13 protein-coding genes are annotated in these 12403 nt (G+C 73.2%); 5 read left to right on the top strand and 8 right to left on the bottom strand.

The features are described from left to right. Positions 1-60 precede the first annotated feature (60 nt). Positions 61-384: a hypothetical protein gene (locus tag ACIA5F_RS19300; protein ID WP_399354455.1), complete on the top strand. Its 324-nt coding sequence runs from the start codon at positions 61-63 to the stop codon at positions 382-384. Between the two features lie 219 nt (positions 385-603). On the opposite strand, the gene ACIA5F_RS19305 is transcribed toward ACIA5F_RS19300, so the two are convergent. Continuing rightward, complete coding sequence (locus tag ACIA5F_RS19305; protein WP_399354458.1) at positions 604-1026, bottom strand: hypothetical protein; 423 nt, start codon at positions 1024-1026, stop codon at positions 604-606. A 393-nt stretch (positions 1027-1419) separates the two neighbouring features. Here ACIA5F_RS19305 and ACIA5F_RS19310 point away from each other — a divergent pair, with 393 nt between their 5' ends. Genes ACIA5F_RS19310 through ACIA5F_RS19320 form a run of 3 tightly spaced genes read left to right on the top strand, consistent with a single transcriptional unit; the run spans position 1420 to position 2708 of the window. Then, a complete protein-coding gene (locus ACIA5F_RS19310) occupies positions 1420-2259 on the top strand; it encodes a helix-turn-helix domain-containing protein (RefSeq protein WP_399354460.1) in 840 nt (279 codons plus the stop codon). Further along, positions 2256-2462 (top strand): DUF397 domain-containing protein, encoded by a 207-nt coding sequence (locus ACIA5F_RS19315; protein WP_399354462.1) that lies wholly within the window; start codon positions 2256-2258, stop codon positions 2460-2462. Before ACIA5F_RS19310 ends, ACIA5F_RS19315 begins: the two co-directional genes overlap by 4 nt. 36 nt (positions 2463-2498) lie before the next feature. Further along, a complete protein-coding gene (locus ACIA5F_RS19320) occupies positions 2499-2708 on the top strand; it encodes a DUF397 domain-containing protein (RefSeq protein WP_399354464.1) in 210 nt (69 codons plus the stop codon). Between the two features lie 109 nt (positions 2709-2817). Here the strand turns inward: ACIA5F_RS19320 and ACIA5F_RS19325 are convergent, their stop codons facing one another. After that, positions 2818-3216 (bottom strand): VOC family protein, encoded by a 399-nt coding sequence (locus ACIA5F_RS19325; protein ID WP_399354466.1) that lies wholly within the window; start codon positions 3214-3216, stop codon positions 2818-2820. Between the two features lie 153 nt (positions 3217-3369). Between ACIA5F_RS19325 and ACIA5F_RS19330 the strand changes: the two genes are divergently transcribed. Next, on the top strand, positions 3370-3864 hold the full coding sequence (locus ACIA5F_RS19330; RefSeq protein ID WP_399354468.1) for a ribonuclease domain-containing protein: 495 nt from the start codon (positions 3370-3372) through the stop codon (positions 3862-3864). Positions 3865-3948: 84 nt separating this feature from the next. Here the strand turns inward: ACIA5F_RS19330 and ACIA5F_RS19335 are convergent, their stop codons facing one another. The 6 genes from ACIA5F_RS19335 to ACIA5F_RS19360 form a co-directional block, all read right to left on the bottom strand. Next, entirely contained in the window at positions 3949-4809 is an 861-nt protein-coding gene (locus ACIA5F_RS19335) for a TIGR03619 family F420-dependent LLM class oxidoreductase (protein WP_399354470.1), read from the bottom strand. Positions 4810-4919: 110 nt separating this feature from the next. Continuing rightward, positions 4920-6254, bottom strand: a complete 1335-nt coding sequence (locus ACIA5F_RS19340; protein WP_399354472.1) for an ADP-ribosylglycohydrolase family protein — start codon at positions 6252-6254, stop codon at positions 4920-4922. Positions 6255-6402: 148 nt separating this feature from the next. Then, positions 6403-8979: a bifunctional FO biosynthesis protein CofGH gene (locus tag ACIA5F_RS19345; RefSeq protein ID WP_399354474.1), complete on the bottom strand. Its 2577-nt coding sequence runs from the start codon at positions 8977-8979 to the stop codon at positions 6403-6405. Between the two features lie 240 nt (positions 8980-9219). Then, positions 9220-10422, bottom strand: a complete 1203-nt coding sequence (locus tag ACIA5F_RS19350) for a PLP-dependent aminotransferase family protein (protein WP_399354476.1) — start codon at positions 10420-10422, stop codon at positions 9220-9222. Between the two features lie 407 nt (positions 10423-10829). Next, entirely contained in the window at positions 10830-11042 is a 213-nt protein-coding gene (locus tag ACIA5F_RS19355; RefSeq protein WP_399354478.1) for a DUF397 domain-containing protein, read from the bottom strand. Between the two features lie 204 nt (positions 11043-11246). Next, the gene (locus ACIA5F_RS19360) at positions 11247-12131 is read right to left on the bottom strand and encodes a helix-turn-helix domain-containing protein (RefSeq protein ID WP_399354480.1); all 885 of its coding nucleotides are present in this window, start codon (positions 12129-12131) and stop codon (positions 11247-11249) included. Positions 12132-12403 lie beyond the last annotated feature (272 nt).

Consider the following 12403-nt stretch of genomic DNA (forward strand, 5'->3'; position numbering starts at 1 on the left):
GGCGCGGCGCGGTGAGGTGAGGTGCGGTGACCCGTGCCGCCCGCCGTCGTTGAGCACGCCATGAACAAGACCATGAAGCGCACCCTTGCCGGCCTGGTTCTTTCCGGTGGCGCCGCCCTCGCACTCACCCCCGCCGTCGCGCACGCCGACGAGCCCCCGGCCGAGGCACCCCCGGTCGTCGAGCGCATCACCGAGATCGTCGACCACCCGGGCCAGACCCTCCAGGACACCAGGACGGCCCTGGGCATCGCCGCCTCCGCCGCCGGCTCCTCCGCGAAGGCCACCGACTCCTCCCTCACCGGAGTCGGCCCCTCCCTGGAGGGCGCGGGCACGGCCCTGCTCGGCGGCCTCCCGAGCACCCCGAGCGCCCCGAAGGCCGGCTGACCCCGAGGCTCAGCCCCAGGTGCGGGGGTAAGCGGGTGCTGCACCCTGGGCCCTCGGAGAACAGCAGGTCAGGCACGGCAGATGCCCCGTCCGGTACGTACCGGACGGGGCATCTGCCGTGCCTGACCGCCCTTCGGGGTGGTGGTTGTGTCCCGCTCCTGCCGGGGGCTCCGTGGGCCGGCCCGGCAGGAGCGGGAGATCACGGGAGGTCACGGGAGGTCACGGGAGGTCGGCGGCCTCGTGGCCGGTCTCCTTCACGACCCGTTCCAGCAGGTACGCGCACACGTACGGGCGTTCCGGTGTGGGCGGGGTGAGCCACTGGAGCGACCCCGTGGCACCGGACGGGGCGGGTACCCCGACGTAGGTGGTCTCGCCCTCCCGCGCGACACAGAGCGACACCCACTTCGGCCAGCTCAGCCGCTGCGCGGTCCTGGGCGCCACGAGGAAGTAGAACCAGCGCCCGCCGTACTCCGAGAGGACCGGACCGGGGGCGTCAGCCGTCAGACGGCGCAGCACCGCCACCACCTCCCCGCCAGCCCGGCCCTCCACCCGCACCGCATCGAAGTCCACCCCGGCCTCACACAGCGCGATACCCGACTCCGGCACCCACCCCGGCAGCCACACCGCCTTGACCGCACTCACCTGACACCCCCGCCGAACGCCCGGGTCAGAACCGGGGCCGATGCCGAAGCCGAAGCCGATGCCGGGGCCGGGGCCGGGGCCGGGTCTGGGGCGGCGAGGACCGGCAACCGCGCCTCGTACCCCTCACCGAACACCCGCTCCGCGAGACGATGCCCGGACGAGAACAGCACCGCCAGCCGCGCCAGCAGCTCCCCCTCCGACCGATGCTCCGGCCACCCCCGCGCCAGCAGCACCGCCCCACCCCGACCACGCCTGCACTCAGCCATCAGACCTCCCACAAGACATCACCGATCCCCCTAAGTAGCCATACCGCTACCGGGAGTGCCCAGCGTGGTCTAGAGTCAGGGACCGTTCAACTAGGGGAATTGGCAAACAAAGTCGGAGGCCACGCGCATGACGAACCGGAAGGAACTGAACCCGGAAGCCAGCCCACAGGCCGCTTTAGGTGCGCGTCTCCGGCGCGAACGGGAGCAACGCGGCTGGAAACAGCATGACCTAGGTGGCCGAATGGGGTACTCACCAACGCAGGTTTCGCACGTTGAAACTGCCCTCAAGAATCCGACTTTGCCGTTCTGTCGCGCCGCTGACGCTGTATTGGGGCTCGCGGGAACCGAAGAGTCGTTCGAGCGCGAGTGGTTGGGGATGAAGTACGGCGCGCTACTGGAGGGCTTCCCCGGGTTCATCGGGTACGAGAGCCGAGCGGCTGAGATCCGGCTCTACGAGGTGGGTGTCATCCCGGGCCTTCTTCAGACTCACGAGTACGCGGCAGTGCTAGCAGACGCGTATGTCGCGCGGGGAGCGATCACCGTGGATCAGGCCAACGAGCGGGTGTCCCTCATCGCAGAACGGCAAGCGGCGCTCGTTCGGACTCCTCCGCCGCTGGTCTTCGTGGTACTGGACGAAGGTTGCATTCGTCGGTTCGTCGGGGGGGTCGCAGTGATGAGCAAGCAGTTGGACCGGCTGATTGAGTTCGCAGAGCAGCCAAATGCCATGCTCCAGATTGCCCCGTTCAGCATGGGAGAGCGGCGCCCGTTCAACTTGCCGATAACACTGTTGACGCTACTTGACCGTTCACTCATGTTCTACGCAGAGTCCGCAGCGCGGGGCCATCTGGAGCGGGACGGGAGGTCTGTGGTACCGACGTTGACGGCCTACCATCAGTTGCAGAAGCACGCGCTCTCACAGGCGGACTCAGTGGCCATGATCAATCAGGTACGAAAGGGCACCCCGTGACGACCACGACCGAACCCCTCAACTGGATCAAGTCCTCATACAGCGGCAACGGCGGGGCGTGCGTCGAGTGGGCCCCGTCGAACATAGCCGCTACCGGTGTCGTCCCGGTCCGTGACTCGAAGAACCCGAGCGGCCCGGTCCTGACCTTCCCCGCCGCCGCCTTCGCCTCGTTCACCGCGAGCATCAAGGCGGGCACGCACTGACGGCCTGACCATCAGCCAGCTACGAAAGGGCACCCCGTGACGACCGAATCCCCCCGTTGGTTCACGTCCTCCTACAGCGACAACGGCGGCCAGTGCGTCGAGGTCGCCACCAACCTCGTCGCCCCGCGCGGCGTAGTACCCGTCCGCGACTCCAAGAACCCCCACGGCCCCGCGCTGATCTTCCGCTCCGCCGCGTTCGCGTCGTTCACGGCGAGTGTCAAGGCGGGCCCGCTCGGCACCGTCTGATGGCGCCGGCGCGGGACCCCGCCACGCGCCCCCTTGCTTGTGGTGGGGTCTCCGCGCGTCGGGCCCCGGTCGGGGGGCCCGGCAGGTCGGCTGACCGCAGGGCCGGGGGTCAGCCCCAGGTGCGGGAGCACAGGACGAGGCGGTACCCGTCGGGGTCGGCGACGGTCACGCCGTGCTCGTCCCAGTACGGGTTGTGCGAGGCCACCCGGCTCCCGCCGTGCGCGACCAGCCGTTCGACCAGGGCCTCGTCCGGGGCCTCGCCCAGATAGACCACGAAGAGGTCGTCCACGGTGGGCGCGGGGGCGACCGGGTTCCCCGGGTCCCGGGTGAGCTCGAAGTGCCACCCGCCCCCGGCGGGCCCGACCATCAGCAGATCGTGCTCCCCGGGGGCGCTCCGGGCGGCCCGCCACTGCACCTGGAGCCCGAGCCCGTCGACGTAGAACCGCTCGGCGGCCTCCAGGTCGAGGGAGGGCCGGGCGACACGGATGTGGGTACGTGAACTGATCATGCGGGGCAGCGTAGGGCCCGCTCCCCGCCCCGGCCAGAGCCCCCGCGACGCTTCCGGAGGTCGGCGGACCCGGGCCCCGCGCACCGGGCCCGCCCGGCGGACCCGGGGCGGGCGGGGCGCATCCTGGCGGGGGCGGCGGGCGTTGAGTCCGGCATGACGACACTGCGCACTCTGCGCCGCGCGGCCACCGCCGCCCTGCTCCTGTCCGCCCTCGCCCTCCCGCTCACCTCCGCCACCACCGCCGGGGCCTTCGCCACCACCGAGGCCGCCGCCGCGCCCGGCACCGCCCCCGCCCGCACGACGGCCCGCCCGGCGGACGTCCTCGAACCGTCGCTGCCGGTCCAGGCGTTCCCCCCGCAGGTCAAGGCCGCGTGCGACATCTGGCGGGACCTCAGCTGGCCCGAGGCCCCCCGGGCCCAGGACTACCCGGCCGGCCCCGGCCTCGTCATCCGCGGCAGCAACGTCTACGGCAACCGCTCCGGCGACCTGCCCGCCGACGGCCACTACCGCGAGTACGACGTCAACCCCCGCACACCCGGCACCCACCGCGACGCCGAGCGACTCATCCGCGACCCCGCCGCCCGGACCGTCTGGTACACCGACGACCACTACAGCAACTTCCGGGAGATCTCCTCGGGCTGCTCCTGACCGGCCGCCCCGGGAGCCGCGACTCCCGGGGCCGCCAGGGTCCGTCGGGCCGTCAGAGGCGCCGGCCGTCAGAGGTACGGGCCGTCAGAGGTACTGGGCGAAGCCGTCCAGCGCGCGCAGGATCTCCGGCTCGCCGGCCGAGGGGAGCTGGAGGACGACCTCTTCGATGCCCAGGTCGGCGTAGTGGCTCAGCTTGCCCGGCGTGGCCTGGACGGCGTACGGGACCACCTGGAGGGAGTCCGGGGTCCGCCCCGCCTCCTCCCAGGCGCGGCGCAGCGCCGGCAGGTCCTCGGCCAGGCCGCTGCCGCCGATCGGGAGCCAGCCGTCGGCGTGCCCGGCGATGGCGGCGAAGAGCTTCGGACCGGCCCGGCCGCCGATCAGGGTGCGGGGGCCGTACAGGGGCCGGTCCGGGCCGAGAGCGCGCGGCGCCGTCGCCGGCTTGGGGTGCGCCTGGCTCGCCCGGACGGAGCCGTACGGGCCCGCGTACGCCGTCGGGACGGGGGCCCACAGGGCGCGCATCAGCGCCAGCCGGTCGCCGACCAGTTCCCGGCGCGAGCCCCACTCGACGCCGTGGTCCGCGGCCTCCTCGACGTTCCAGCCGTACCCGACGCCGAGGGTGAACCGGCCGCCGGAGAGGTGGTCCAGGGTGGCGGCCTGCTTCGCCAGGACGATCGGGTCGTGCTGGGCCACCAGGGTGATGCCGGTGCCCAGGCCCAGCCGCTCGGTCACGGCGGCGGCCTGCCCGAGGGCCACGAAGGGGTCGAGGCTCCGCCCGTACATCTCGGGGAGTTCGCCGCCCATGGGGGCGGCGGTGGTGCGCTCGACCGGGATGTGGGTGTGCTCGGGGAGGTAGAGGCCGGAGAACCCGCGCGTTTCGAGGGCGCGGGCGAGGCGTACGGGCGGGGCGGTGCGGTCGGTGAGGAAGACGGTCGTGGCGATCCGCATGGGCGAGCACCTCCGTGACAGGGGACCCGTCAGGGTACGGGCCGGGCACGGCGGGTGAGTGGCTGTCGGCCCCCGCGTCGGCCGCGCGTCGGCCCCGTGTCGGCCGCGCCTCAGGCGCGGGGGTAGCGGGACAGCCAGCCCGGGGAGGAGACCGCCGGGCCGTGGAGGGCGGGGCCCTGGGTCATCTCCAGGGCGAAGTCGTCGGAGAGTTCCAGGATCGTCGCGCGGCCTTCGAGGTCCGCGAGCCAGGCGGCCGGGAGCGCGGTCTCGCCGTGCAGGGCGCCGAGCAGGGCCCCGCAGAGGGCGCCGGTGGCGGTGGAGTCGCCGCCGTGGTTGACGGCCAGCCGCAGGCCGTGCGGGACGTCCTCGGCGACCAGGGCGCAGTAGACGGCGACGGCGAGGGCGTCCTCGGCGTCGCGGCCGTCGCCGGGGGAGAGGGACTCGACGGTCTCCGGGCCGGGCGGGCTCTGGGTGACGGCGGACACCGCGCGCCGCAGGGCGTCCGTGACGGGCTGGTGGGCCGGGCGGGCGGTGAGCAGGGAGAGGGCGCGCCGGACGGCCGCGTCCAGGGACTCGCCGCGGGTCAGGCCGTGGACGATGACGGCGAAGGCCCCGGCCGAGAGGTAGGCGGTGGGGTGGCCGTGGCTCTGGGCGGCGCACTCGACGGCCAGTTGCAGGACGAGGGCGGGTTCCCAGCCGACCAGCAGCCCGAAGGGGCCGGAGCGGACGGCGGCGGCGGCGTCCCGGGCGGTGGGGTTCTTCGGCTGGTCGAGCGTGCCGAGGATGTCGTCGGCGAAACCGGTCACGCAGGCGCGGTCCGGGCCGCGGCGGGCGTAGAGCCACTCCTCCTGCGCGAGCCAGCCGTTGTCCTTGCGGCGCTCGTCCGGGCCCCAGTCGCGCTGGGTCGCGGCCCAGCGCAGGTAGGCGCGGTGGACGTCGGTGGGCGGGTGCCAGGCGCCGGTGTCCCGGCGCACGTGGGCCCGTATCAGCCCGTCCACGGTGAAGAGGGTGAGCTGGGTGGAGGCGGTGACGCTGCCGCGGCGGCCGTGGGCGGGGGCGGGTTCGGTCAGCCCCGCCAGTCCGTGGGTCTCGCGGATGCCGTCGAGGGAGAGCCCGGCGACGGGGGCGCCCAGGGCGTCGCCGATGGCGGTGCCGAGGAGCGAGCCGCGGACCCGGCTGCGGAAGTCCTGCTGCTCGGCGCGGCCCCAGAGGCCGGTGGTGACGGCCGTGGTGCCCGTGGCACCCGTGGCGCCGGCACCGGTCACGGCGCCGGTCGTGGCGCCGGCCGGTGTCCCGTCCGTCCGCCCGTCCGTCCGCCCGTCCGGCTGCCTGTCGATCCGCCTGTCGATCCGCCCGTCGATCCGTCCGTCCGCCGGTCCGCCCCCTCCCGCCGTCCTCGTGCTCCCCGCCGCCCCCGCGGCCTCCGCTGTTGCCGTCACGTCCATGCCGTTTCCCCCTGCTGGCTCTGGCGCGCACTGTAGTGGACACCTTCGGTCCCGTTCGGAAGGAGATCGTCAAGGCGCCTGTAAGTGAACGGAGAACGGCCGGATTACGAATACTTCCGGCCGTACCGGGGTGCGGGCCCCGCCGCGCTCACTCCAGGACGGGAAGCAGCGCCGGCAGGTGCCCGTCCGAGGCCAGGGCCGTCCGCATCCGCTCCTCGGGCACCTCCCCGTACAGCGTCGTACGGGCCTTCGCGGGCCGCCCGGCGGCCTCCGCGACGGCGATCAGGTCCCGTACCGACTTGTACGAGCCGTGACTCGACCCCGCCATCCGGGAGATGGTCTCCTCCATCAGGGTCCCGCCCAGGTCGTTCGCCCCGGACCGGAGCATCTCGGCCGCGCCCTCGGCGCCCAGCTTCACCCAGCTCGTCTGGATGTTGGTGATGTGCGGGTGGAGCAGGAGCCGGGCCATCGCCGTCACCGCGCGGTTGTCGCGGACGGTCGGGCCGGGGCGCGCGATGCCCGCCAGGTAGACGGGCGCGTTGGTGTGGATGAAGGGGAGCGTCACGAACTCGGTGAACCCGCCCGTCCGCTGCTGGATGCGGGCCAGCGTGCGGAAGTGGCCGAGCCAGTGCCGGGGCTGGTCCACGTGCCCGTACATCATCGTGGACGAGGAGCGGATGCCCAGCTCGTGCGCGGTGGTGACCACCTCGATCCAGTCCGCCGCCGGGAGCTTGCCCTTGGTCAGCACCCAGCGGACCTCGTCGTCCAGGATCTCCGCCGCCGTGCCCGGGATGGAGTCGAGCCCGGCCTCCCTGGCCGCCGTCAGCCAGTCCCGGACCGACATCCCGGTGCGGGTGGCGCCGTTGACGACCTCCATCGGCGAGAAGGCGTGCACGTGCATGCCGGGCACCCGCGCCTTCACCGCCCGCGCGATGTCGAAGTACGCCGTCCCGGGCAGGTCCGGGTGGATGCCGCCCTGCATGCACACCTCGACCGCGCCGAGGTCCCACGCCTGGGCCGCGCGGTCCGCGACCTGGTCCAGCGAGAGCGTGTACGCGTCGGCGTCCGTGCGGCGCTGCGCGAAGGCGCAGAAACGGCAGCCCGTGTAACAGACGTTGGTGAAGTTGATGTTCCGCGTGACGATGTACGTGACCTCCTCGCCGACGACCGACTTGCGCAGGTCGTCCGCGATCCGGCACAGGGCGTCCAGCGCCGGGCCGTCCGCGTGCAGCAGCGCGAGCGCCTGCTCGTCGCTCAGCCCCTCCGGGTCGTCGGCGGCCCGGGCGAGGGCGGCGCGCACGTCCGTGTCGATGCGCTGCGCCACCATCCCGGGCGCCGCGGCCTCGCGCAGCGCCTCCCAGTCGCCGTACACGTGGTCGAAGTCCTCGCGCCGGTCCCCGGTGCGGCCCTCGGTGTCGACGGCGGTGTGCAGATCGGTGCGCCCGTACGCGGTGAACGCCTCGTCCGGCTCCTGCCAGGGGCGGCCCACGACGGCCGCGCCCTCGTCCGCGAGCCCGGTGGCCGGATCGGCGAGCGCGCGCACGTGCGGCAGCAGCCGGGGGTCGAGCCAGGGCTCGCCGCGCTGGAGGAACTCCGGGTAGATCGTGAGGCGTTCGCGCAGCTCGAACCCGGCGGCGGCGGTGTGCGCGGCCAGCTCCTCGATGTGCGGCCAGGGCCGCTCGGGGTTGACGTGGTCGGGGGTGAGCGGCGAGATCCCGCCCCAGTCGTCGATGCCCGCGCCGATGAGCAGCGCGTACTCGGCGTCCACCAGGTTCGGCGGGGCCTGGATGCGGGCGCCCGGCCCCAGGATGTGGCGGGCGACGGCGACGGCGGCGGCCAGCTCCTCCAGCTCCGCGTCCGGCATGCCGCGCATGGCGGTGTCCGGCTTGGCGCGGAAGTTCTGGACGATGACCTCCTGGATGCCGTGGTAGCTGCGCTGGACGCGGCGCAGCTCGAAGAAGGCGTCGGCGCGCTCCTCGTAGGACTCGCCGATGCCGATCAGGACGCCGGTGGTGAAGGGCACGTTGGAGCGGCCCGCGTCCTCCAGGACCCGCAGCCGCACGGCCGGTTCCTTGTCGGGGGAGCCGTGGTGGGGGCCGCCGGGCTCGGACCACAGACGGGTGGCGGTGGTCTCCAGCATCATGCCCATGGACGGCGCGACGGGCTTGAGCCGCTGGAGGTCGGACCAGGTCATGACGCCCGGGTTGAGGTGGGGCAGCAGGCCCGTCTCCTCCAGCACCCGCACGGCCATGGCGCGGACGTAGGCGAGGGTGTCGTCGTAGCCGTGCGCGTCGAGCCACTCGCGGGCCTCGGGCCACCGGTCCTCGGGACGGTCGCCGAGGGTGAACAGGGCTTCCTTGCAGCCCATGGCCGCGCCCCGGCGGGCGATGTCGAGGACCTCGTCGGGGGAGAGGAACATGGCGTGCCCCGCGCGGCGCAGCTTGCCGGGGACGGTGACGAAGGTGCAGTAGTGGCACTTGTCGCGGCAGAGACGGGTGAGGGGAATGAACACCTTGCGCGAGTACGTGATGACGCCGGGCCGGCCCGCGGCGGTGAGACCGGCGTCGCGGACCCGGGCGGCGGAGGCGGCGAGGTCCCGGAGGGCCTCGCCGCGCGCCTGGAGGAGCACGGCCGCCTCGGTCGCGTCGAGCGCGACACCGTCACGGGCCCGCCGGAGCGCGCGGCGCATCGCGTTGTCGGTCGGAGCGGCACTCGGAGTGGTCATACGGCGAGCATACGATCCGGCGCCGACCCCGGGGTGGCTCCCGGCCCCTCCCCGCCGGCCGCCGGTCGGTACCGGACGGCTGGTGGTCGCCGGTGCGGGTGACGGTGTCCAGCCACCGGAATCTGTGATTCCGAATCTGCGTCAGGGCCGGGCGGGACCGGGCCGGGCCGGGCGGCGGCGGTACCGGGCAGGCCCCGGCCACCGGTCGGCCCAAGCCGGCCCAAGCCGGCCCAGTTCAGTTCAGTTCAGGGCGCGGCCCAGGCGGTGCAGGCCCTCGGCTATCTCGGCCGGGGTGTGCGTGGTGAAGGAGAGGCGCAGGGTGCGGGGGTCCGGGGGGCCCGTGAAGAACGGGGCGCCCGGGACGAAGGCCACCCGCTGTGCGACCGCCTTCGGGAGCAGGGCCGTCGCGTCGTGGCCCTCCGGGAGGCGCGCCCAGACGAACATGCCGCCCTCCGGCCGGTTCCAGACGGACCCCGCCGGCAGGGCGTCGCCGAGGCCCGCCAACAGGGCGTCGCGTCGGGCCCGGTAGGCCGTGCGGACGGTGGCGACGTGCGCGTCGAGGTCCACCGCCTCCAGGTACCGGGCGGCGGCCAGCTGGTCCACCGTGGAGGTGTGCAGGTCCGCCGCCTGCTTCGCCACCACCGCGGCCCGGCGCAGCGCCGCCGGGGCCCGCAGCCAGCCCAGCCGGAGCCCCGGGGCCATGATCTTCGAGAAGCTGCCGAGCAGGGCCGTACGGTCCTCCGCGCCCGGATGCGCGGCGAGCCAGGGGACTTCGGCCCCCTCGTAGCGGAGGTCGCCGTACGGGTCGTCCTCCACCAGCCACAGCCCCAGGCGCGCCGCGACCTGCGCCACCGCCGCCCGGCGGGCCGCCGGGAGGGTGCGTCCGGTCGGGTTCTGGAAGGTGGGCACCGTGTAGAGGAGCTTCGGGCGTTCCCGCGCGACGATCTCGGCCAGGGCGTCGGGGAGGATGCCCTCCTCGTCGCACGGCACGGGCACCACCCGCGCCCCCGCCAGTCCGAAGCACTGCAACGCCGCGAGGTAGGTGGGGTTCTCGACCAGGACCACGTCCCCCGGCTCGACCAGCGTGGCCGTGATCAGGGCGAGCGCCTGCTGGGAGCCCGAGGTGACCAGGACGTCGTCCGGAGCGGTCGCCAGCCCCCGCGCCGTCGCCCGCGCGGCCACGGCCCCGCGCAGTTCGGGTGCGCCCTCGGTGGTCGAGTACTGGAGCGCCCGGCGGGCCGACACCGCGAAGGCGGCGTCGTACGCGGCCCGCAGCCCCTCGGCGTCGAAGAGTTCCGGCGCGGGCAGGCCCCCGGCGAAGGAGATCAGGCCGGGGCGTTCGGTGAGGGCGAGGATCTCGCGTACGGGCGAACCCCCGACCGAGACGGCCCGTGCGGCGAACGCGGGCGGTGACGAGACGGGGGCAGGGGCGGACGCGGGCACGGCGAACTCCTCGGGGATGCGGGTGCGCGCATCCTAACGGGAGAAAGGTGCAGATGGCATCAATATCTCGGGGGAGATCCGGGGCGAGATCCAGGCGGGAACTCGGGCGAGATCTCGGGCGGGAAACCGGTCCTCGCCGGGGAGGCCGGGCCGGGTCGGGCCGGGGAAGGGGACCGGGCCGGAGGGAGGGGCCCTGTCGCCGAAGTCGTTCGGACCGGGCAGGACTTCGGCGACAGGAGTACGGAACACCGGCCGCCGGCGGAGACGGAGGGATCTCTCACGCCGGGCGGCGGACCGGGTGGGAGGGGTCCCGGTCGGTGGTGGTGGTGCGTCCGGTGGGTGCGGTGCGTCCGCCGCGTACGGGGGGTGCGGCGAGGCCGGGCCGGCCGGGACGCGTACGGCCGTGCTCAGGCGAGGCGTCCCAGGCGGCCTTCGGTGACACCGGTGACGAACGAGGTCCAGGAGCCGGGCGCGAAGGTGAGGGACGGGCCGCCCTGCACCTTCGAGTCACGGACCGCGACGGCCTCCACGACGGGGGACTTGACCTCGACGCAGGCGCCGTTGCCGCCGGAGTAGGAGGACTTGGTCCAGTTTTCCGTGCCGCCCTGGCGAATAGCCATGTTTTTTTCTCCGGTTCAGCGAGTAGTGCCAGTGAGGTGTCGGCCATTTTCCGGCTGACGTGATCGACGCTACCGGCACCGCCCGACGGGTGAAGGAGCCGTTCACCCGACTGAGTGGCATATCGCATTCAGGTCTTCTGCGGCCGGGGACTTTCGGTGTACCGTGCCCGACCCTCCTCCTCACCTGGCTGGTTTCCTCCCCGTTTACCTGTCCTTGCCCGCATATTGACTGATGATCTCACCGATGAACTGCCGCGTCTGGTCGACGTTCAGGGCCTGGGCGCGCAGGTGCTCGTACAGAACGCTGTATTTCTGCACGTCGTTGGCCTTCTCCAGGTACAGGTCGCTCGTCACGCCCTCGATGTAGACGACGGTCGAGTCGGTGGCGTCCGGGAATTCGAGAATGGCGTACTGGCCGTTCACGCCGGGGTGCGCGCCCATCGAGAAGGGCATCACCTGCACCGTGATGTAGGGCTGCTGCGATTGCTCTATCAGGTACTCCAACTGCCGGATCATGAGCTGTGCGTCGCCCACGTGCCGGCGCAGCGCCGCCTCGTCGATCACCGCCCACAGGCGCAGCGGACCGACGTCGGGGTTGTTGTTGTCCTTCTCGGAGAGCCGCTTCTGGCGGTGCATCCGGACCTGGACGCGCTTGTCCACGTCGGCCGGCGCGGTCTCGGGCAGCGCGCCCCGGACGAGGGCCTGGGCGTACTCCGGTGTCTGGAGCAGTCCGGGCACCATCTGGGGCTCGTAGGTCCGCAGACTGGACGCGTCCGTCTCCAGGCCGATGTAGACGCTGTACGGGATGTCGCCGAAGGCGTGCCACCAGCCCTGCTGGCGGGAGTCCTTGGCCATCTGCATGAGGGAGTCGACGAGGCGACGGTCCTCGACCTCGTACACCTCGCACAGGTCACGGACGTCGCGCTGGCTGATGGAACGGCGGCCGTTCTCCAGTCTGCTGATCTTCGACTGGGAGACGAGGAGCCGCTCGGCGACCTGTTCGGCCGTCATGGCCTTGTCCTCGCGGAGCTTGCGCAGCTCCATGCCCAGTCGGCGGCGTCGGACGGTGGGATTGACATTGGACGCCACGTGAACGGCACCTCCGCCTTCTTCGTGTTCTCTCTGCGTGTCTGACGATGAGCAGACTGCCACCGAAGGGCGGGCCGCCGCTGGGGAACGGCAGGGAAAAACGGCAGGGAAAGCAGACGCGGGGGGGGGGGGGGGGGGGGGGGGGGGGGGGGGCGCCCCCCCCCCCGGGGGGGGGGGGGGGGCTCGGAAGGCGGCGGGTCAGGCGCGGATGAGGGACAGGACCTCGTCGCGGACCTTGGCGAGGGTGGCCGCGTCGCGGGCCTCGACGTTCA

This window comes from Streptomyces sp. NPDC051567 (assembly GCF_044454165.1).
GTDB lineage: Bacteria > Actinomycetota > Actinomycetes > Streptomycetales > Streptomycetaceae > Streptomyces.